The 20952-nt window shown below is 48.3% G+C and carries 19 protein-coding genes; 12 read left to right on the top strand and 7 right to left on the bottom strand.

The genetic code is table 11. The annotated features are described in order from the left end of the window. Positions 1–44: 44 nt before the first annotated feature. The 3 genes from KVT36_RS06820 to KVT36_RS06810 form a co-directional block, all read right to left on the bottom strand. Positions 45–389: a carboxymuconolactone decarboxylase family protein gene (locus KVT36_RS06820; RefSeq protein ID WP_217602748.1), complete on the bottom strand. Its 345-nt coding sequence runs from the start codon at positions 387–389 to the stop codon at positions 45–47. A 561-nt stretch (positions 390–950) separates the two neighbouring features. Then, a complete protein-coding gene (locus KVT36_RS06815; RefSeq protein WP_217602747.1) occupies positions 951–2696 on the bottom strand; it encodes an N-acetylmuramoyl-L-alanine amidase in 1746 nt (581 codons plus the stop codon). A 142-nt stretch (positions 2697–2838) separates the two neighbouring features. Beyond that, positions 2839–4632: an acyl-CoA dehydrogenase family protein gene (locus tag KVT36_RS06810; protein WP_217602746.1), complete on the bottom strand. Its 1794-nt coding sequence runs from the start codon at positions 4630–4632 to the stop codon at positions 2839–2841. 183 nt (positions 4633–4815) lie between these two features. On the opposite strand from KVT36_RS06810, the gene KVT36_RS06805 reads away from it, so the two are divergent. From KVT36_RS06805 to KVT36_RS06795, 3 genes are all read left to right on the top strand, one after another. Beyond that, complete coding sequence (locus tag KVT36_RS06805; RefSeq protein WP_217602745.1) at positions 4816–5616, top strand: alpha/beta fold hydrolase; 801 nt, start codon at positions 4816–4818, stop codon at positions 5614–5616. A 155-nt stretch (positions 5617–5771) separates the two neighbouring features. After that, the gene (locus KVT36_RS06800) at positions 5772–6074 is read left to right on the top strand and encodes a M23 family metallopeptidase (protein ID WP_217602905.1); all 303 of its coding nucleotides are present in this window, start codon (positions 5772–5774) and stop codon (positions 6072–6074) included. Positions 6075–6206: 132 nt separating this feature from the next. Next, entirely contained in the window at positions 6207–7349 is a 1143-nt protein-coding gene (locus tag KVT36_RS06795) for a glycosyltransferase (protein ID WP_217602744.1), read from the top strand. Here KVT36_RS06795 and KVT36_RS06790 read toward each other — a convergent pair. The 4 genes from KVT36_RS06790 to KVT36_RS06775 all read right to left on the bottom strand — a co-directional run bounded on the left by KVT36_RS06790 (position 7346) and on the right by KVT36_RS06775 (position 12945). Beyond that, positions 7346–7684, bottom strand: coding sequence for a DUF4280 domain-containing protein (locus tag KVT36_RS06790; protein ID WP_217602743.1), 339 nt, complete (start codon positions 7682–7684; stop codon positions 7346–7348). The two genes, KVT36_RS06795 and KVT36_RS06790, sit on opposite strands and share 4 nt — an antisense overlap. Positions 7685–7686: 2 nt before the next feature. After that, positions 7687–8310: a hypothetical protein gene (locus tag KVT36_RS06785; RefSeq protein WP_217602742.1), complete on the bottom strand. Its 624-nt coding sequence runs from the start codon at positions 8308–8310 to the stop codon at positions 7687–7689. A gap of 118 nt (positions 8311–8428) precedes the next feature. Beyond that, the gene (locus tag KVT36_RS06780; RefSeq protein ID WP_217602741.1) at positions 8429–11536 is read right to left on the bottom strand and encodes a phage baseplate assembly protein V; all 3108 of its coding nucleotides are present in this window, start codon (positions 11534–11536) and stop codon (positions 8429–8431) included. 197 nt (positions 11537–11733) lie between these two features. Further along, entirely contained in the window at positions 11734–12945 is a 1212-nt protein-coding gene (locus KVT36_RS06775) for a glycosyltransferase family 87 protein (RefSeq protein WP_217602740.1), read from the bottom strand. Between the two features lie 63 nt (positions 12946–13008). Here KVT36_RS06775 and KVT36_RS06770 point away from each other — a divergent pair, with 63 nt between their 5' ends. The 9 genes from KVT36_RS06770 (at position 13009) to KVT36_RS06730 (ending at position 20949) form a co-directional block, all read left to right on the top strand. After that, positions 13009–14175 carry an ABC transporter permease gene (locus KVT36_RS06770; protein ID WP_368670005.1) on the top strand — a complete coding sequence of 389 codons (1167 nt, stop codon included), beginning with the start codon at positions 13009–13011 and terminating at the stop codon, positions 14173–14175. 54 nt (positions 14176–14229) lie between these two features. After that, on the top strand, positions 14230–14685 hold the full coding sequence (locus KVT36_RS06765) for a hypothetical protein (protein WP_217602739.1): 456 nt from the start codon (positions 14230–14232) through the stop codon (positions 14683–14685). Between the two features lie 187 nt (positions 14686–14872). Next, positions 14873–15988 carry a glycosyltransferase gene (locus KVT36_RS06760; RefSeq protein WP_217602738.1) on the top strand — a complete coding sequence of 372 codons (1116 nt, stop codon included), beginning with the start codon at positions 14873–14875 and terminating at the stop codon, positions 15986–15988. Positions 15989–16103: 115 nt separating this feature from the next. Then, positions 16104–16454, top strand: a complete 351-nt coding sequence (gldC, locus tag KVT36_RS06755) for a gliding motility protein GldC (protein WP_217602737.1) — start codon at positions 16104–16106, stop codon at positions 16452–16454. Positions 16455–16601: 147 nt separating this feature from the next. Beyond that, entirely contained in the window at positions 16602–17054 is a 453-nt protein-coding gene (locus KVT36_RS06750) for a GatB/YqeY domain-containing protein (protein WP_089907519.1), read from the top strand. A gap of 86 nt (positions 17055–17140) precedes the next feature. After that, the gene (locus KVT36_RS06745; RefSeq protein ID WP_089907522.1) at positions 17141–17683 is read left to right on the top strand and encodes a CvpA family protein; all 543 of its coding nucleotides are present in this window, start codon (positions 17141–17143) and stop codon (positions 17681–17683) included. Positions 17684–17754: 71 nt separating this feature from the next. Then, positions 17755–18519: an alpha/beta fold hydrolase gene (locus tag KVT36_RS06740; protein WP_217602736.1), complete on the top strand. Its 765-nt coding sequence runs from the start codon at positions 17755–17757 to the stop codon at positions 18517–18519. Positions 18520–18726: 207 nt separating this feature from the next. After that, entirely contained in the window at positions 18727–19389 is a 663-nt protein-coding gene (locus KVT36_RS06735) for a CBS domain-containing protein (protein ID WP_089907528.1), read from the top strand. A gap of 135 nt (positions 19390–19524) precedes the next feature. Continuing rightward, positions 19525–20949, top strand: coding sequence for a BamA/TamA family outer membrane protein (locus KVT36_RS06730; RefSeq protein ID WP_217602735.1), 1425 nt, complete (start codon positions 19525–19527; stop codon positions 20947–20949). Positions 20950–20952 lie beyond the last annotated feature (3 nt).

The following is a 20952-nucleotide window of genomic DNA, read 5'->3' as shown; positions in this document are numbered from 1 at the left end:
TAATAAAGTACTGCGCCCTCGAAGCCCCTGTTAATTATTAATGCTTAATTATTCATTAAAAGATCCCAGTATTCAGCCGCACGGCGGGTATGCGGTATTACAATTGTACCCCCTACTATATTGGCTACGGCAAAGATCTCATACATTTCTTCGGTTGTGATCCCCTGTTCATGGCATTTACCCAAATGGTATTTGATACAATCATCGCAACGCAGCACCATAGACGATACAAGGCCCAGCATTTCCTTTACTTTGGTGCTCAGCGCCCCTTCTGCATACGTATTGGTATCCAGGTTAAACAGGCGGTTAATAACCTTGTTCTGCTTACCCAGGATCACTTCATTCATTTGAGCCCTATAGTCGTTAAATTCTTGGATCTGATCTGCCATACGTCTTTTTATTTCACCGCTAAAGCTATGAAAGGATTGGCAAATATAGATATAATCTACTTCATTGGTGGACTATTGGGCGGGAGATAGGCTATAATAAAAGGTTATAGGTTATAACCGTAGATTATAAGGGTGATAGGGGGGATGGCCCAACAGGGAAGTTTGGGCTTTGACATGGACTTCACCAGGGATGGACTAGGGAAAAACATGGGATCTAGTAGGGAAACTCATGAGAAAGACATGAGAAACACATGGAAAAGACATGGGAAAATTGCGGTAAAATGATGGGGAGGATTATGGGTAGGGTTTTATGTAGGGGGGAGGAGTTGCGCAGCAATGTCGCAGCAATTACGGGGCCTTTTTAGGAGGGAAGGGTACCAGTTGCACAGCAATCGGAGAGGGGTATGGGGCTGGCGAAAAAGAATGTAAAATCATAAATGTAAAATTTCAACTGTCAAAGTAGAATGCCACGATCCCTGGTACAGACTTATGTTCCCGGTATTCTACTTTTACATTTATGATTTAAAATTTTACATTTTACATTCTTTTAGTCAGGCCCATTTATTTACCGGCGGCTTCCAGGTAATCTTTCACCCCCTGCACAATCTTATCTGCCATCAGCTGGCGGAAAGCCGGGTCTAATACTTTGGCCTCATCGCCGGGGAAGCTCAGGAACAGGGTTTCTATGAGGGCATCCGGAAATTCTGTGGGGTTGTTGAGGATAAAATTGAAATTACCGTTACAGCCAAAGCCTGATAAACCGGTTTCCTGCATGCGGTTGTAAATAAAACGGGCCAGCGGCTCGCAAAAGGGATGTTTATAATAAGTGGCGGTACCCTTTATATCCACCGGGTTTACGGATGAGTTCAGGTGCACGCTTAACAGCAGGTCAGGATCTGTGCGGCGGAAGTTGGAGAGGCGGTCCTCGTTGGCCACAAACTGATCGCGGGTGCGGGTGGCGATAACAGTGGCGCCTTCTTTTTCCAGCGCGGCTTTCAGCAACAGGGAAATGGAAAGGCTCAGCTCTTTTTCATACACGCCCATATTACCTAATGCACCTACATTGCTGCCGCCATGGCCGGCATCCAGCCCAATGGTAAGGTCTTTCAGCTGCAGGCTGGCAGGGGTGCGCTTTACTTTTACCTGGAGGGTATCGCCCCTGTAATAGACCTGGTATCCCCATGGGAAGGCGTGACGCAGGTTAATGACCATGCGGAACACTTCCGGCTCTATCTGCTGCCAGGCCACCTGCTGAATTTCACGGGTAGTGGCCAGCTGTGTTTGCAGCCCTTCTTCTGCATAAGCGCCATACACATCTACAATGATCTTACCGGGTTCTACTTCCTGGGTGGAGGTGTAGGGCAGCTTATCTGCCAGGGGCACGGATACGTAATCGTAATCCTCATCGGCCCAAACCCTGGCCGTGTTAATAATGCTTATGGGCGACAGCTCCTGCAGGGTAGCGGTGTCCAGCAGGGGCTCCGGTATATAGGCTATGTGGCGGGGCGCAAGCTTTATTTTATAATAATCCCCTTCGCGCCCGGCAATCTGCAGCAGCACGCCTTCATCCAGGTAGCCTATTTTTTCCGGACCCAGGCGGTCGCCATGGGGCGAGGTGGTGAGGTAGGTCATGTTATCAATAGTGCGGCCGGTGAACAGCCCTTCATTACGCATAAAACTGTAATAATTGCCGCTTTCCTTTACCGTGCTGTTGCCATTAGTATCCTGCAGGGTTACTTTAATACGGCCAAACAGCAGGCTGTCCGTATCCTGTATTACGTACAGGCCTTCGTAAAAGCCGGGCACGCCCTGCGTTTCATCTGCAGGCAGCTCCTGTAAGGGCCTGTTATTGATCCAGGTGGCTTTGCAGCCGGGGTAAGCCTTCATTTTAATGCGCAGGGTATCTCCTTCTACCAGCTGCAGATTGCCCTGGGGCAAGATATTAAAGTAATCAATGCGGAAAACGGGCGTAACGCTGGGGGGCGGTAAAGGGCGGTAATAATACACTACCTGTTTCGTATAGGTTTTACCGGTATTATCTGCTGCGGTTAGGTTAAAGGCGGTTCTGCCAACTGCCAGGTCTTTTTTAATGGCAAAAGCGCCGGTGGGGTATACGTAAATACTATCGTTGTTGAGATATAACCGGCAGCCCTGACAGGTGCGGCCCGAGAGGTATTGTCTGGCGCTGCTTACATTATTCTGTTCCCTTACAGGCTGGTTCAGGTGTAGTAAAACCTGTGCGATGGCCGGCTGCTGCATTCCGCACAAAATGATCACCAGCAGCCTTTGCAAAAAACGTTTAGTCATGATCCCCGGAAGATAATGTGCAAATTTAATGTGCTTATATGCTAATGTGTTAATATGCCGGTAAATCAATGCAAAAGAAAATGCATTTATTCATTGGCATATCAACATTCACCAGCACATTAGCACATCAGCACATTATCTATTACCAAATATACCGGTTTTCGGCAATCAGCTTATCCGCTATTCTGCGGCGGGCATCTTTGGTATTAAAGGGTTCTGTTTTTGTAAAACGTTTCAGGCCTAACAGCATCATACGTTGTTCATCACCTTCTGCAAAACCGTTAATAGCATCTTTACCATATTTGTGGATACGGTCGGCAGCATCGGTAAGGTAGGTGCGCACCATATCGGCCTGCAGGGCAGCAGCGCTTTCGCCCTGTGTGTCTACCATCTTTAACAGGCGCAGCAAGCCACTTTCTGCGGTAAAGGTTTCAATGGCCATATCGGCAATATTCATCAGCAGCTCCTGTTCTGTTTCCAGCCTGGCCATCAGCTTCTGGGCGGCGGCGCCGGCTACCAGCAGAATGGCTTTTTTCAGGCTCAGGATCAGCTTTTTTTCTTTGCTGAAAGGGGTTTCATCGTCGCTTCCAAAGTCCGGTATGCTCATAAGCTCCTTCATTACGTTCATGGCAGGCGTCATCAGGTCCAGCTTGCCTTTCATGGCGCGTTTCAGTGTCATGTCCAGTGTAAGCAGGCGGTTAATTTCGTTGGTGCCTTCAAAAATGCGGTTGATACGTGCATCACGGTAGGCTTTTGAAATTACGTATTCATCACTAAAGCCGTTGCCCCCGTGGATCTGTACACCTTCATCCACTACATAGTCCAGCACTTCAGAGCCATTCACCTTTAACATGGCGCATTCCACTGCATATTCCTCTGCTGCGCCCAGCACTGCTTCATTAAAGGGTTTACCGGCGGCCAGCAGCTCCTGCTCCTGCTGCTCTATCAGCTGCGCAGTGCGGAACAGGGATGATTCTGCCATCCAGGTGCGGATGCTCATTTCAGCCAGCTTATGTTTTATAGCCCCAAAGTTGGCAATAGGCTGTTTAAACTGCTCGCGGGTGCTGGCATAGTTCACTACGATGGTAATGGTTTTTTTACAGGCGCCCAGGGCAGCTGCGCACAGCTTCAGGCGGCCTATATTCAGGATGTTAAAGGCTATGAGGTGGCCTTTGCCAATATCCCCCAGCACATTTTCTGCAGGTACCTTTGCATCCTGGAAATAGATCTGGCGGGTGCTGGAGCCTTTGATACCCATTTTATGCTCTTCTGCACCCAGGGTAAAACCGGGGGTGTCTTTATCTACAATAAAACCGGTGAACTTATCGCCGTCTATTTTTGCAAATACAGTGAATACATCTGCAAAACCGGAGTTGGTGATCCAGCACTTTTGCCCGTTCAGCAAATAATATTTACCATCATCAGAAAGTTTGGCGGTGGTTTTGGCGCTCAGCGCATCGGAACCGGAGTTAGGCTCCGTAAGGGCGTAAGCGCCTTTCATTTCACCGCTGGCCAGCTTGGGAATATATTTTTGTTTCTGTGCTTCTGTTCCGAAATATAAAATGGGCAGGGAACCAATGCCGGTGTGCGCCGCCATGGCTACGGAAAAGGAGTGGCCGGAGCCCAGTGCTTCATTAATAATGGTGGCGGTTACAAAATCTTTTCCCAGGCCGCCGTATGCTTCCGGGAAGCTAGCGCCCAGCAGGCCCTGCTCACCGGCTTTATCCAGCAGGGAAGGCATGAGGCCTTCTTCCAGCTTATCCAAACGGTCCAGCACAGGGGTTACCTCTTTCTCTACAAACTGCTCCGCCATTTCTTTGATCATGCGTTGCTCCTCATTAAAATCTTCGGGTGTGAATACATCATAGGGAGTGCTTTCTTTTACCAGGAATTCGGCCCCTTTGAGGGATGTTTTTTTATCAACTGTAGTATCCATAACTAGGTATTTGAAATAATGAAGTAAGAGGTATGAAGTATGATAGCTGAAAGCGATGGCAAGGATATGATCTGATTAACTGAATGCCTGGAACTTACACCGCAAACTTCAAGACCCGTGTATCGTAATTTACTTAGTTTGGGGCAAATGGCAAAAGTTGATTAAAATTGTTGGGTTAACAGTATGTCATCTTTTTACTTACCATATGGCAAGAGCCGTTTTCACGGTGTGCTGGCGGGGAACGGCCCGCAGCTGCTTATTTGCCTGCATGGTTTTGGGGAAAGCGCCCTGCATTTTTTGCCGCTGGCCACTACCATGGGCGAACGGTTCACCATTATTGCGCTGGATATGCCGCTGCATGGTAAAACAGAATGGAATGAGGCGCGTGCTTTTACCCCGGCAGATCTGAAAGCATTGGTGGCACTGGTATTGCAGCAGCAGCAAAAAGAGATGTTCTCTTTAATGGGCTACAGCATGGGCGGGCGGCTGGCCCTGTGCCTGGTGCCGCAAATGGCGGCACAGCTGCAGTACCTCTTCTTACTGGCGCCGGATGGCATTAAAAATAACCCCTGGCATATGTTTGTAACCCGTACCTGGTTAGGCAACCGGCTGTTTAAATATGTAACCTACCACCCGGCCGTCTTTTTTAAACTACTGTCATTTGTACGGCAACTGGGAGGGGTAAACGAAAGTGTATACAAATTTGTTTTCAGCAGCATGAACAAGGTGGATAAACGGGTGCAGGTGTACCAGGTATGGACGGCTATGCGCCGTATGCTGCCAGACCTGAAACGCTGTAAACAGCTGCTGGCGCGGTACAAGATCCCTACTCTGCTGATCTACGGGAAGTATGACCGCATTATTCCCGCAGTGCTGGGCCGGCGTTTGGTGGATGGTTCTTTTAACGGCGAGATACTGGTGCTGGATAAAGGGCATCAACTAATGTCGGCAGAGCTGGGAAATGTTATCATGTTAAAAATATAACATATATTTACACCTCAAGGACCGGTCTGTACTTATAACCATTTCTTAATTAAAAACCATCTAACCTATGTACACAAAGACCGCGGCCACGATAGGGATCCTATCCCTTATGCTGACTGTAGCAGCCTGTAAAAAAAGTGAAATTGTAGCAACTCATTCAAAACCGGCACCGAGCGCCTAAAGGCAAAAAAGTGGTAGCTGTACTGGCTGGCACTATTGCATGGTCCAACAGCAATGGCGGCTCCTATGGCAACTGGATAGGCCTGCGCACGGCTACCGGTCGTGACTATATCTATTGCCACCTTTCTGTGCGTTCTGTAAAAGCAGGAGATAAAGTAGTAGCTGGTCAGAAGCTGGGAGAAGTAGGCGCCACCGGTAACGTTACCGGGCCTCACCTGCATTTTGAGGACAGGCCCAAGGGAGGCGGTTATGGCAATGACCGTAAACCTAAATGGTAATCTGAGCTGATTGATAGCCCCCTGTGTATGTAAAGCATTAGACCGGTCCTTTTCGGTGCTTTGCAGAGCAGGGGGCTCTATTTTTAGTGAGAAAGATATACTTTTGACCGCCCTCCCGGAGGTGAAAGTGATATGAATATTTTTCTGATTATAGTATTGTTGTTAGGGGTAGCCTATTGCCTGCTGCTATTGTGGTATGGCCTGGGCTGGAAACAGCTACGGCCCTTTGTCCCTTCCAAACCGGTTAGTGGCAGTACCCGCGTAACCGTGATCATTCCTGCGCGGGATGAGGAGCAGAACCTGCCACCCCTGTTAGAAGCCCTGCAGCAGCAAACCTATGCAGCGGCCCTGCTGCAAATAATAGTGATAGATGATTTTTCTACTGATAACACGGCGCAGGTAGTGCGCAGCTTTCCTGCATCCAATGTGCAGCTGCTGCGCATGAGCGATCACCTGGATCTTACACAGCGCTTAAACTCCTATAAAAAGAAAGCCATTGAATTAGCCATAGGCCAGGCTACCGGCGATCTGATAGTTACTACTGATGCGGATTGCATTATGGGTCCCCGCTGGATTGAAGTGCTGGTACAGTTCTATGAAACACACTCCTTTAAATTTATTGCTGCCCCGGTGAGCTTTTATAAGGAGTATAACTTTTTTAAGATCCTGCAATCGCTGGATTTTATGAATATGCAGGGCATTACCGGTTCTGTAGCACAGCTTAAAATAGGCACTATGTGCAACGGGGCTAACCTGGCCTATAAAAAAGCAGTGTTCCATGAAGTGGGTGGCTTTAATGGTATTGATACCATAGCCTCTGGCGATGATATGCTGCTGATGTACAAGATCTATAAAAAATACCCTAACGGTATTGGCTATCTGAAGAATGAGGACGCTATTGTGCGTACGCTGCCGGTAGATACTTTAAAGGGCTTTATGCACCAGCGCATCCGCTGGTCGTCCAAGGCAGATAAGTATGAAGATAAGCGCCTGACCTGGATGCTGGCCATTGTATATTTCTGGAATGCAGCCCTGCTGCTGATGGGGCCTGTGGCTGTTTTTTACCCGGAGTGGCGCAACTGGTTCCTGATATGCCTATTGTTTAAGATCACTGTGGAGTTATACTTTATGATACCCGTGGCCCGTTTCTTTCACAAAACCATGTTGCTGGTATGGGTAATTCCCGGCCAGCTCTTTCACATTCCCTACATTGTAATTGCGGGCTGGCTGGGAAAGTTTGGATCTTATCAATGGAAGGGAAGAAAGGTAAATTAGTTATGTTCCCCCTGTGCGCCGTGGCCTTTGTCTTTAATGCTGATGGTGCCGCCTAGAGCGCATTTGCAGGTACTGGATTTTAAAAGTACTTTACTTCCTTCTACATCTTCCAGGTCTGCGGGCGCATCCCATTTCATGGTGGCAGGTGTGCACTTTGAGCGGGTTACCATACAGGCGCCAAATGAGGGGATGTTTGATTCCGGCGCAGCATCTTTTTCGGTGGCAATGAGCTTATCGTCATAGCTGGAAAATTGCTGGCTGGTTACTTTTAGCTGTGAAGGCGCCGCACCTTTATTGCATAAAAGCAGGGCGCCTTCTGTGATAATATCCGCCATAATCAGCTGTTATTATATTTTTGATCTACTCTTTTGGTCACTTTCCCGGTGTTGCCATCCAGCACAATTTCCTCAATGGTGTTCGGCATTTTGGTTTTGTCCTTTAACCACTGGATCTTCCAGATGGGGCCTTGCGCGCCTTCATTTCTCCAGATGGTGGTTACCATGCCCTGGTCAGGTTTTGCAGGGCCTTTGGCCAGGGGAATATGTTCTGACTGCAGGAACTGCATTACATTTTCCAGGGTGAATTTAAAGGGGGCATCAAAGTTGGTGGACTTTGTTAAAGCGCCTTTCTCATCAAAGAAATACCAGGTTCCTTTATTAAAACCGCCGTTAATGAATTTAAGTCCTTTGGACTTTATATTACCATCAGGATAGTATTCTTTATTCACTTCAAAATAACTATCGGGCGATGTTTCTTTTTTTGTATATCCGTTTACGTTATTGCCTGAAATGGTAATGATAGCGCCATCATCGCCGGGGGTTGTAAGGTCGTAGCTGGTAGCTGCTACCATGTTACCATCTGCTTTGGCAACACCGCCTTCGCTTTTGCTGCCTTTTGCCTGTAATTCTGCTATATCCAGTTTTTCAAATTTATCGTCGATAGAGTTTTTTGTTGTTTGCATATCATTGTTTTTTGCAGCTGTTTGCTGGGACGTGTGATGGGTTTGCGACTGGCAGGCAGTGGCTCCGTAAATAAAGAAAGTTGCTATTAAAATTGGTTTCAGCAGCATATGTATGGTTTTATACTTTATCCGCATGGGCATTGGCAATTTTCCACTGCCAGTACCACAGGGTGTATCGGGTAATATTATTCCAGTGGGAATAATCCATCAGGTTATCTGTTTTTTTAGATTCGTAGGTGAATAATGCATTCGGGTCGGCTTCCGCATTGGTAAAGGTATGCGGCAGCTTTAGCGAGTGCAGGAATTCATGCGCGGGTGTGGAGCTGATGGCGCTTTTGAACAGCACCACTTTATCGCCCATTGAATAACCGTTTAGCCGTATCAGGCTGCCTGAACTCATAACGCCGCCATTGCCACCCAGGTAAAAGGCTTTAAAATACGAATCGTATTTGGCGCCTACGCCCGGTATTTTTTTCAATGCGGTGGTCATATAGTTTGCGATGTCGGTTACAGCTGGTTTACTATCATCAGAAGAAACAATATCCGCGCCACTTACATAATTGGTAGTAAATACGGTATCCTTGCTAAGGTCCAGCTTTAGAGTTTCCACATGAGGATCAATATAGGCCTGGTTCAGCGAGTGGCGGAACAGGGATTCCTGTCCGCTGGCGCTGCCTGCACCGGGGCCGCCGGTTACTTCCACCAGCAGGACCTTTTTCTTTTTACGCTTGGTGGCATCATTGGCCCAAACCATCAACTTGCCGGCTACGGCGGTTTTTTCCTTGCCATCCGGTCCTTTGGTAACGGCCAGCACTTTTATGGTCTGATCGGTATTAAACTCTTTGGTACACTCTATGGTAACAAAATCGGCCAGCTTATGTTTTCCTTTTGTTTTGGGCGTGATCTCTTTTGGTGTGATGGTGAAATTGGGATGATCTGCAAACTTCAGGTGTTCCGGCTCTTCCTCTATTTCTATTTCCAGGCTTAATACGGCCTTGTTCTTTTTTATTTTATTGGGATACAGGCTTAACCAGGCGACAAAGTAATCATCCGGTACATCTTTGCCGGCTTTATCCTTGTGCGTTTTCCAGGGAATGCTATGTACATGGTATTTGGCTTTCAGCCTGCCGTACATGGCATCATCCTTTTTCTGGTAAGGGGTATCTGAGTTAATATCGCGGTTCACGTTGGTAAAGGCGGCATCCAGGTAATATTTGCCCATGGCAGTTTCATAAAGAATGTCGCCTGCTTTGCCGGTATCGGTATTGCGCATCCAGTCAAAACCATAGTCCTCACCCTGCCAGCTTTTCTTGGGCCGGAAGTTCACGATACATTTGGCGTCTATCACCGGTTTTACGGCTTCATAGGCATCGGCCTTGTTGCTGTGTTTATTGCCTTCTGCGCCTTTCAGGTGCAGGGTGCCTTTACTGTTGGCGGTGATCTTCTCATCACTGTGCAGCATCAGCTGCTGGGCGCCTGCGGCAAACAGCTGTGGTGATTCTATCTTTATTTCATTGCCGGAGTTAATGAGCGTTTTGGCGGATTGCAGATGCATGAACGCGGCTGCCAGCTGCTGCAGGAAGGGGGCGGTCATAAGCATTTGCTGTCCTGCATTCAGGAGGAACTGCTGCCCGGTGTTCATTTGGGTGTTCAGTCCCACATTCAGCTCCATATGCTGGGCCACATTAATGTTCATGTTGCGGGCCTGGAAGGTCATGGTTTCCGGGGCGGTTACCGTAATGTTCCTGCCGGCGGTATCCAGGAAAATTTCATTGCCACCGGGATCACGGATGATCAGGTGGGTGCCTTCGCCGGCATCATTAAATTCCACGGTATGGCCGCTACGGGTGCGGATGGCTTTTACGTTATTGCGGCTATCGCCCATATCTGCGCTGGCAGTGCCGTTATAGGTAGTGCCCAGCACAATGGGGGCTTCGGGGTTGCCGCCTTCAAAATCCACCCATACCTCTTCCCCTACTTCCGGTACAAAATAAAATCCTTTTTTGCCGCCGCCATGCGGCGCTACTACGCGCAGCCAGGGTGTGGAGCCCTGATCCTGCCAGCGGAAGGCCACTTTTACGCGGCCCAGCCCGCGGGGATCATTATTATCGGTGACTGTGGCGCTTTGCGGCTCGCACAAGGGGTGCAGGTCCACGTTCACTTCCGGCATGGCTACATCTGCCGGTATGCCTTCAAATGTGTTCTGGTATTCGCCGTTACTGGTGCAGGTATGTGAAAGGCGGGTTACTACAAACTCGCCATGGTCTGTAGTATCCGGGAACTGCTCGCCTATGCTTACAATATCCCCGATCTTAAGGGCGGTATGCCGGCTGTTGCCGCTAACGGTAACCATACGGGCTAAGCGGCCTTTATGCTGGATGGAAGTCTGCTTATCTACCTGCTGCCGGGAATTGCTGGTAAAAGGCTGGTTCATTTTATACAGCGAAGTTTTGCGGTACAGCTTGCGGCTGATATCATGCGCGTGCTTCGAGTAATTATTGATGCCTGAATCCGGCTGTGTGGTAGTGCTGTTGCGGGAAACAGCATCCTGGCGGTAGTCAAAGCCATTCAGCTGTATATTATTCGGCAATACATTCAATGCCAGGTCAAAATCAATAAGGTCTGTCAGATGGGTGAGCGCAGTTTTCTGCGGCTGGTAACGTCCGAACACGATCTGCTGCCCGTCATAAAAGAACCATTCGCCATGCCTTTGAGCCAGCCGGCGTATAAATTCATAAGACGTTTCCTTATACTGCACCGTGTACTTTAACGGATCTTTTTCCTCCGGGTTCACACTGGCTTTATTGAAATAAGGTTCCGCCAGTTTAAGCGTTGACGTTATGATCTCTGCCAGTGGCTGAGGACCAAAGGAGGTGATGTGCGGATCATTTTCCAGCAGCACAGTGGGGCTGCTGCCTTTTATTACACAAAATCCGTGGGTGCCATCGCGTTCTTTACCGGCATGTACACTGGTAATGATCCCGTTAAAGATCACCGGTTTATGCTGGCTGGTGAGGGATACGGAGCTAATGGAAATGCTGATCTCTTTTCCCAGGAACTCTTTGCCTGCTGTGAAAAGGTCTTTACCAATGCTGCTGAACCAGTCGTAGCTGATGAGCAATTCAACCTGATGATGATCATTAATAAACTGATCTATCTTCAATGACTTGAAAGTGGCAAACACATGATCTCCGATCGTTACTGAGGTTACGGTGTGTAAGGACATGAAACAAATATGGTTTTAAATTGCAGCCTTCCATGACTCGTATGAAAGGGGGGTATTGGGTTAAGGCTACAAGATAAAAAAATTTTGTTTACTAACTAATATATATGGTTTTAATACGTAGAACTACTTGTTTGAGCAGAAGTAGAAAGCATAAAGCCAATGCAGCATACCTCTCCAAAGGCTTTATGCTTTCTGCTTTAAGCTTTTGGCTCCAACCGGGGAACTAACTTACCAAAAGTAAGGTCCCAAATGAGCTTGAACCAGATAATGGAGCAGAACACGGCTTTTACCGCATACGGCTCCACCCAGGTGCGGGCTACTTTATAGGGCGTTATAAGATCTGTGGAAGAAAAGGAGGTAAATACCAGCGCCAGTAACAGCAATACCAGGTTACTGCGTGTAGGCGCCTGCGTATAGTACCAGATGCCAATGCCTGCCATGGCAATAACATAGGTGGGCGATTCTCCTTTATGGTTAAAGATCACTACCCAGATCAGTACAGACGCCAGCATATGCAGGCGGTACACAGGCTGCGCCCAGCTGCGCACACGCAGTAAGGGCAGGCAGAAAAGCAGCGCGCCTATGAGCACAAACCATTGTTTGTTCATGTTAAAGCCAAACCAGGTATGCCACCAGCCATACAGGGATACCCCTACAGAAGCGCCATGGTCCTGGCTAAGCAGCGTACCCCAGCTTTTGTACAGGAACAGCAGCTGGCTGGGAGAAATAACCAGCAGGGGCATAATACCTATTACAATGATCCAGCAAATGGTGGCCAGCGCCGATTTCCAGCGGGAAGGATACAGCAGGCATAAGGCCAGGCCCACAATGCCGAATATCTTGATATAAAAAGTGATGACAATGAACAGGGTGGCCCACCAGGGTTTATCATTTTCCAGGAAGTACCAGGCCAGCACCAGCAAACCGGTAATGAGCGCATTCACCTGCGAGCTGGTGAAGGAGATCATGGTTTCTATTAAGATCAGCAGCAGGAAAATGTTCAGGTTCTTTTGGCTGAAAGGCAGCTTGCGTACGGCTATGATCAGCACCACTGCATTGGCCACATTAAATAAGATGAGCGCAGGCAGATCCGGCAGCCAGGCAAAAACACCCATGCACAGCGCAAAGGAAGGACTGTATTTATACAGGTCATAATACTCCGGCTGGTAAAACGTATAGAGGTCCTGGTTGTGAATGAGGTGAAAGAAGGCGTGTTTAAAAATAACGAAGTTGTTATAGCGGGTATGCAGCGCCATATCCTGTGACTGACCCCATGATACACAGGCAATAACAGCCGCCAATGCCATAAAGAACAGGAAGATATATTTCGTAGGCCAGCGGCCAATATTATCTCCAAGGCGGGTAAAGAGCTGTGATACCGGTGAGGACGACTGTGTAGCTGTGGTCATAGGAACAGAATAAACTTTTGCCCGCAATGATACCTATTTGTTGCCTATTTTTGAGCATTCAGGATCTTCAATTTATATTTTATTCATTCAGCAGCTACCATCCGTTCCTCTTTCAGCCGGCAGGCCTGGAAGCGCCTGCAGCGCAACAGGGGCGCTATGGCCGGGTTAGGCATTATTGTGCTGGCCATTTTCATCAGCGTTACTGCTTACTTTTTATCGCCGGACCCTACGCCTTATGCCAACCATATGGTGCTGGAAATAAGCGGGCAGCGCCCGGGTTTCAAAGTTACCATGCTGGCCATGCAAAAAGAGCGGCCACCGGCCAGGGCAGGCTTTTTCCGCCGGCTATTATACGGGCAGGAGAGCGCCCTTACCTATGTGCCTATACGTAGCTGGCAGTTTGCAGGTAATGATATAGTAGTACAGCGGTATGTGGATGAAGAAACGTCTATGCCTGAACGTTATTCCCTGACCAAAGTGTGGTACGGGCAGCAGCAGCCCTTAGGGCAGCCATTAGCCACCCTGCAGCGGCAAATAACAAAACAACGTATTGTTACCAACACTTACTGGCTGGGCACCGACCGGTTTGGGCGGGACATCTTAAGCCGCCTGCTGGTAGGCACGCGGGTAAGCCTGGGCGTGGGCTGTATAGCGGTATTAATATCCCTGAGCCTGGGCGTGCTGCTGGGTGCTATGGCGGGCTATTTCCGCGGCTGGGTGGATGATGCGGTGATGTGGCTCATAAACGTGATCTGGTCTGTACCCACGCTGTTGCTGGTGTTTGCCATTACCCTGGCTTTGGGTAAAGGTTTCTGGCAGGTGTTCATAGCCGTGGGCCTTACCATGTGGGTAGGTGTGGCGCGTATTATACGCGGGCAGGTACTGAGCCTGCGGGAGCTGCAGTTTGTAGAGGCGGCACGGGCATTGGGTTTTGGGCACCTGCGCATTATTGTAAAACATATTTTACCCAATATTATGGGGCCGGTGATGGTGGTGGCGGCCAGTAATTTTGCCTCGGCCATTGTGGTGGAGGCCGGCCTTAGCTTCCTGGGGGTAGGGGTGCAGCCTCCGCAGCCCTCCTGGGGTTTGATGATCAAAGAGAACTACAATTTTATTATTACCCATAACCCTTTGCTGGCCCTGGCGCCCGGGGTAGCTATTATGCTGATGGTGCTGGCATTTAATCTGTTAGGTAACGGTTTAAGGGATGCGATGGATGTGAGGGGTTAAGGTGGCCCATGGACAGATTAATGTTTGCTTAGTATTATAAAATAATATAATTTTATGCAAACCTTCAATGAGACCGCTATGCCTTTTAAATCATATCTTATAGCTGCTTTAGCATTGTTAATGCTCACCTTTACTGCCTGCAGTAAAAAGAAAAAAGCTCCCGGCGAAGATCCCGGCCCGCAGGAAGAAGTACTGAAAGCTACGCTGGATGGCGTTGCGGAAGGTAATTACACGGCTTCCCCCGGCGCTACTTATTCTTTTACGGTGAACATTAGCTCCAAGCTGCCTACCAAGGGCGTAAGCATTACAGTAGACGCAGTTACAGACCCCGGTGGAGAGGTGATCCCCCAGGATGCCATTCCTTCCCCGGTTACTGCTGCCACTACCACTATTAACCTGAAAGGCCTGGAACCTATCCGTACGGTGAAGGTGACCATTACCATTACCTCCCTGGATAATCCGAATAATATTGTGAAGAAGGAGTTCTGGATCACGAATAAGACGGATTGATGTGCAAATGTGCAGATATGCAGATGTGCAAATGAAGGGCGGATGAGCGCTTTTCATTTGCACATTTTGTTTTTAGGGCATAGGTAAGGTCCAGCGCTGCTGTTAGCCTGCTACCGCCTGTACCTATCTGCACATTTGCATATCTGCACATCTGCATATCTCCTCATTTCCCATTAATTTTGCGCCCATGATCATTGGAGTAAGCGCAATAGGGATGAGCCAGGATACACCTGCCGATACGGGGAATATGCATACAGAGCTGCTGTTCCGCATGTGCCGGCAGCACCCGGAACATACTTTCCTCTTCTTTTTTGACCGGCCTGTATCGCCGGATCTCCTTTTTCCTGCTAATGTTACACCCATTATAGTACCGCTGAAAGGCCCGGCAGTATGGCGGCGCCAGTGGTGGCTGCAATGGCAGCTTCCCCGTGCGCTTAAAAAACAGGGTGCAGATCTGTTCCTGGGTATGGACGGTATGCTGCCCCTGCGCAGCAAGGTCCCGGCGGTGCTGTTCCTGAAAGATCTTTCCTTTTTACAGCCGGTAGCCGGTGTACCGCAGCAATGGCAGCGGTTCTTCAAAAAGGAAACGGTAAAATATATTACCAGCGCAAAAAAAATAGTTTTGCCGGGCGCCCACCTGGAGCAGCCTTTACTACAATATGCCCCGGCTGCAGCCGGTAAGGTGCAGGTGATACCTGCCGGCATTCACGAAAGCTATCAGCCCCTGGACTGGGAGCAGCGGGAGGTAGTTAAAAAAATGTATACCGGCGGCACGGAGTATTTTTTAGTGACCGGCCCCCTGGACCCGCGTAATAATATTATGCCCCTGCTGAAAGCATTTTCTGCGCTGAAACGCCGGCAGCGCTCCAATATGAAGCTGGTGCTGGCAGGTAAGGTAACCGCAGCGGGGCAGGAAATAGCTAACAGCCTGCAAACCTATAAGTTCCGCCAGGATGTGGTGTTGCTGCCTGGTCTGGACCAGCCTTCCCTGGCCAATTTAACGGCCGCCGCTTATGCCATGGTGTACACCACCCGGCTGGAAGGCGCTGCCCTGCCGGTATATGCCGCCCTGCGCTGCCAGGTGCCGGTAATAGCCATTGACGGACCGGCTGCCCGCGAAGCCGGCAAAGAGGCCCTGTTATACGCAGACCCGGAAAACCTGGCCGATCTGGCTGAGAAGCTAAGCCTGTTATATAAGGATGAAGTACAGCGCAGCCGCCAGCTGCAGCAAATGGCAGCATTGCCGCTGCCCGGGAGCTGGGATACAGGGGCAGAAGCGCTGCTGAGCGCAGTGGTGAATTAATGTGCAAAGGGCCCTAAGGGAATAAAATAGAACCATCATCTGCACACCTGTCTCACCATCTGCACATATTCCCCTATTTTTGCCCTCTGAAAAAAGCTAAAAGCACAACTATAATATGACTAAAACATCTACCATCCAGATACAGGTAGCGCTGGATGAGAATAAAGTACCGGAAAAAATAGAATGGACCGCCTCCGATACCACCGCTGACCGTATGAATAAAGCTAAAGCCATGATGGTGGCTTTTTGGGACGCTGCGGAAGCTACTGCCCTGCGCATTGACCTGTGGACCAAAGACATGATGATGGATGAGATGGCAGATTTCTTTTTCCAGACCATGATGACCATGGCCGATACCTGGGAGCGCGCCACCCCGCATAAAGATCAGTCAGAAGACCTCCGCAACTTTGCCAAAGACTTTCTGAAGAAGTTTGATGATAAGCTGAAGGAAGGGGAGAAGAAGTAGTTTGTAGTCCATGGGAATGCCGGGATATTAATAGCAGGTTGTGCCATTTTAGCAGTAAATAACCATTAACCATTATTTGCACAACAATTGCTATTATAGTAGTCCATGGACTATGGACCATTGACCATGGACTTTAAAAAAACAAGTATGTCATTAGAACTCAATATAAACTCCGCCATCAAAGCCGCTATGCTGGCTAAAAGTGAAGCTGAGCTGCGTGCCTTACGCGCTATTAAGGCCGCTATCCTGATCGCCAAAACCGCTGAAGGCGGTAACGGTGAGCTAACGGAAGCCGATGAAAGTAAAATGCTGCAAAAGCTGGCCAAACAAAGAAAAGATTCTTTGGAGATCTTCCGGCAGCAGAACCGGGAAGACCTGGCCGTGAAAGAAGAAGAGGAGCTGGCCGTTATAGAACGCTTTTTACCCAAACAGCTGGATGAGAGTGCGTTACGCGAAGCGGTGATCCGTATTATTGCGGAAACCGGCGCCACCTCACCGGCAGATATGGGAAAGGTAATGGGCACCGCCACCAAACAGCTTGCAGGCCAGGCCGACGGCAAAGCTATTTCCGCCCTTGTAAAGGAATTACTAAGTAAATAAGTTAGCTTTAGCTGTTAGTCTTTACCGGTTAGCGATCTGTTTTCGCTAACCGGTAAATTTATGGCGCCAACAGCTTATTAAATTCTATGTTAATCGATATCCTTTTCGCCATCCTGATGGTGATCGCTATCTATAAAGGCTACTCGCGGGGGTTAATTGTAGCGGTATTTTCTTTTATAGCGATCATTATAGGCCTGGCAGCTGCCCTGAAGCTCACTACCGTTACGGCATTGTATGCCCAGCAGCACTGGAATGTGCATTGGCGCTGGCTGCCTGTACTTTGTTTCATTGGCTTGTTCCTTGGAGTCATTTTGCTGGTACGCCTGGGAGCTACGGCCCTGCAAAAGCTGGTGGAGCTGGCTTTGCTGGGATGGGTGAACCGCCTGGGAGGCATTTTACTGTATATTCTTATCTTTACTATCAATTACAGTATCCTGTTGTGGATAGCCAACCAGTTGTATTGGCTAAGCCCGGAAACCAAACTGCAATCTGCAGTATACCCTTATATTTCACCCGTTGGCCCGGCTGTAATAGACAGCATGGGTAAAATAATACCGATTTTCAAAGATATGTTCGCTGGATTGCAGTCCTTTTTTGACAACGCAGCCAAAGAAATGAGAGCTATCTAACTCGCTTCAAAGATTATTTGAATTAATAAAAAGAATTATTTTAGCGCAAAATTGACTTTCAAGCTTTGGCAATGGATTACGAAATCAAAACACAGGGGAAGTTTAATTACATTGAGGAAGGAGAAGGTGAACCACTGGTAATGCTGCATGGATTATTTGGGGCGTTGAGTAATTTCAGAGACCTGCTAGACCATTTCAAGCTGTCTAACAAAGTTGTGATCCCTATGTTGCCTTTGTTTGACCTGAATATCCTTGAAACCACGGTAAGCGGACTGGCTAAATATGTACACAAATTCATTGAAGCACGGGGCTACGAGAATGTGCACCTGCTGGGCAACTCCCTGGGCGGACATGTAGCTTTGGTATATTTACTAAAACATCCTGAAGCGCCCGTAAGCTCGCTTACGCTTACCGGCAGCTCCGGCCTGTTTGAGAACGGTATGGGGGAAACGTATCCCAAGCGGGGCGATTATGAGTATATCCGTAAAAAAACGGAGCTTACCTTTTATGACCCGGCTATGGCCACCAAAGAGCTGGTGGATGAAGTATTTGAGATTGTAGGTAACCGGTTAAAAGTGATCAAAATTATTGCCCTGGCTAAATCGGCCATCCGGCATAACCTGGGGGAGGAGCTGAGTGATCTTAAGATACCGACTTTGCTGGTGTGGGGACAAAATGATACTATTACGCCACCGATGGTTGGTGAAGAATTTCACAAGCTGATCCCGAATTCAGAATTACATTTCATTGATAAGTGCGGTCATGCGCCCATGATGGAAGTACCTGGTGAGTTTAACATGATCTTGCACGCGTTCCTGGATAAACTGAAAAAGTAAATCACTATCCTTTATTCATCAGCTATCCTGTAACACCGCTTATCCGTCATCTGTAATCAACCGTTCGTAATTTTATTCTGCCTCTGCAAACTCCACGCTGTGATTAAACGTATCTTTATAGTGCTGTACCGCACCTAACGGTAAGGTATATTGGTGAAACTTGGAATATTCTTTGTTATATTGATCATACGTTAAATCTTATTAATCATGCTGGCGAGAGATCTCATATCAACAGTTCCGGTGCTGCATCCAATGGATTCAGGATCCAGGGCGTTGCGCCTCATGAATGAATATCATTTGACACAGCTGCCGCTGGTGCTGGAAAACAAATACCTGGCGATGGTGGAGGAAGATGATATCCTGGATCTGGAAGATCCTGAGACGCTGCTGGAGAACATGGAGTACAACGGGCCCCGCCATGCTATTCAGGAAAATGCACACTTTTACGAAGCCCTGAAGGTTTTTTACGATCAGAAGATGTGTGCGTTACCGGTTATCAGCAAAGAAAATGAATATTTAGGCATCCTTACAAAAGATAACCTGCTGGCCGTACTGGCCCAATATAACGGGGTAAAGGAACCGGGCGGCATCCTGTCGCTGGAAATAGAGCCCCGCGATTACAGTCTCAGCGAAATTGCCCGCATTGCAGAATCCAATGATGTAACCCTGCTGAGCGTAAATACCATTACCAACCCCGCTACCGGCCGCCTGGAAGTACTGCTGAAGACCAACCGGCAGGAGCTGCAACCCCTGGTAGCTACCTTTGAGCGTTTTAAATATTACGTAGTAAAATATACCATTACTGCGGAGGACGAGGAGGATACGCTCAAGAAGAATTACGATCTGTTCATGAACTACATCAGCATTTAATTACGCTGAATGCATAATGCCGGACGCTAAACGCTTAAAGGCAGCGTATAGTGTGGCGGTATGGAGTATATGGCATTCGGCATTAAGCATTCCGCATTTATTTGTAGCTTGCGGCCCGCTATAGTTTTACATTGCATGGTCAAGTTCTGTTATCTGTTAGGCATATACTGCCTGCTACTGCTATTGCCCTGCCGGGCGCAAAAGCCTGCCCCGCCAACATTGGCAGTGGTATCAGATACCAGTTACATCATAGTAAGGAATGTGATCATTTCCGGTAACAAAAAAACAAGAACACCTTTTATTGTACGTGAGCTGACTACTGTACCTGGTGATACTATCCGCCTGAAAGACCTTTCCCAAACACTGGAAAGCTGCCGCCGTCAGCTCATGAACACCACCCTTTTTCTTACCGTAATTGCCAATGTAAAGAACTGGGAAGGTAACTCAGCCGACCTGGTATTTGAAGTATGGGAACGCTGGTACCTGCTGGCGTTTCCCATTTTCAAGCTGGCCGACCGTAACTTTAACCAGTGGTGGGTGGAGCAGGGCAAAAGCCTGGACCGTGTGAACATTGGCCTGAGAGGCTCTCACAGCAACCTTACCGGCCGTAATGACGACCTGGAAGGTGTAGTGCAGATAGGATACACGCAGCAGCTGGCCTTTACCTACAGCCTGCCGTATGTGGATAAAAGTTTTCATAACGGCTTGGGGATCACATTTGCCTATAGCCGTAACCGTGAGCTGAACGACAGTACCAGCAATAACAAACAGCACTTTTACCGGCAGGATAATAATAGATTTTTAAGGGAGATGTTCAACTTTGGCTTCAGCTATTCGTACCGGCGCGCCATTAATACCCGCCACCAGGTGTTCCTCACCTATAATTCTGAAAAAGTGAGCGATTCCGTGGCCCGTTATTCACCCAACTATATGAGAGCAGGCCGGCGCCGCGTGCAGTATATGGACCTGCTGTACCGTGTTACGTATATGCAGGCCGACAGCTGGATATACCCGCTTAAAGGCATTAGCCTGCAGGGCGAAATAGAAAAGCTGGGCTTTGCACCCTTTAATGATGTTGATAACTGGAAAATAAGGGCCAAGGTTACCAAATACTGGCAGCTGTTTCCCCGCACCTATGGCGCTTTGGGCGTAAGAGGGCAGGCTAAGTTCCCGGCAGACCAGCCTTACCTGAACCAGAAAGCCATGGGTTACCAGGAAGATTACCTGCGCGGTCTGGAATATTATGTAGTGGATGGCACCAGCTTTTTTATAGTAAAATCAACCCTGCGCCAGGAAGTGTACAGCTTTAATGTAAAGCTGCCCTGGATCCCGCAAAAGTTTAACACCATACCTATACGCCTGCTGTTAAAAGCATATGGCGATGCAGGTTATACCTACAGCCAGTTTCCGGGTAACGGTTTTTTAAACAATAAAATGCTGTATACCTGCGGCATGGGGCTTGACATTGTTTCTTTTTACGATACCTGTGTACGTTTGGAGTACAGCATAAACCAGTTAGGGCAAAAAGGGCTATTTTTACACACTAAAATTGATATGTAGTTA

It is taken from the genome of Chitinophaga sp. GbtcB8 (genome assembly GCF_019091455.1).
GTDB lineage: Bacteria > Bacteroidota > Bacteroidia > Chitinophagales > Chitinophagaceae > Chitinophaga.
Note: the sequence above shows the minus strand (reverse complement) of the source record. Positions and strands in the feature narration are given on the sequence as shown.

Bases quoted from the DNA above. Each gene is read 5' to 3' on its own strand.
- KVT36_RS06820 (WP_217602748.1), bottom strand. From the start codon at position 389: ATGGCAGATCAGATCCAAGAATTTAACGACTATAGGGCTCAAATGAAT.
- KVT36_RS06815 (WP_217602747.1), bottom strand. From the start codon at position 2,696: ATGACTAAACGTTTTTTGCAAAGGCTGCTGGTGATCATTTTGTGCGGA.
- KVT36_RS06810 (WP_217602746.1), bottom strand. From the start codon at position 4,632: ATGGATACTACAGTTGATAAAAAAACATCCCTCAAAGGGGCCGAATTC.
- KVT36_RS06805 (WP_217602745.1), top strand. From the start codon at position 4,816: ATGTCATCTTTTTACTTACCATATGGCAAGAGCCGTTTTCACGGTGTG.
- KVT36_RS06795 (WP_217602744.1), top strand. From the start codon at position 6,207: ATGAATATTTTTCTGATTATAGTATTGTTGTTAGGGGTAGCCTATTGC.
- KVT36_RS06790 (WP_217602743.1), bottom strand. From the start codon at position 7,684: ATGGCGGATATTATCACAGAAGGCGCCCTGCTTTTATGCAATAAAGGT.
- KVT36_RS06785 (WP_217602742.1), bottom strand. From the start codon at position 8,310: ATGCAAACAACAAAAAACTCTATCGACGATAAATTTGAAAAACTGGAT.
- KVT36_RS06780 (WP_217602741.1), bottom strand. From the start codon at position 11,536: ATGTCCTTACACACCGTAACCTCAGTAACGATCGGAGATCATGTGTTT.
- KVT36_RS06775 (WP_217602740.1), bottom strand. From the start codon at position 12,945: ATGACCACAGCTACACAGTCGTCCTCACCGGTATCACAGCTCTTTACC.
- KVT36_RS06765 (WP_217602739.1), top strand. From the start codon at position 14,230: ATGCAAACCTTCAATGAGACCGCTATGCCTTTTAAATCATATCTTATA.
- KVT36_RS06760 (WP_217602738.1), top strand. From the start codon at position 14,873: ATGATCATTGGAGTAAGCGCAATAGGGATGAGCCAGGATACACCTGCC.
- gldC (WP_217602737.1), top strand. From the start codon at position 16,104: ATGACTAAAACATCTACCATCCAGATACAGGTAGCGCTGGATGAGAAT.
- KVT36_RS06750 (WP_089907519.1), top strand. From the start codon at position 16,602: ATGTCATTAGAACTCAATATAAACTCCGCCATCAAAGCCGCTATGCTG.
- KVT36_RS06745 (WP_089907522.1), top strand. From the start codon at position 17,141: ATGTTAATCGATATCCTTTTCGCCATCCTGATGGTGATCGCTATCTAT.
- KVT36_RS06740 (WP_217602736.1), top strand. From the start codon at position 17,755: ATGGATTACGAAATCAAAACACAGGGGAAGTTTAATTACATTGAGGAA.
- KVT36_RS06735 (WP_089907528.1), top strand. From the start codon at position 18,727: ATGCTGGCGAGAGATCTCATATCAACAGTTCCGGTGCTGCATCCAATG.
- KVT36_RS06730 (WP_217602735.1), top strand. From the start codon at position 19,525: ATGGTCAAGTTCTGTTATCTGTTAGGCATATACTGCCTGCTACTGCTA.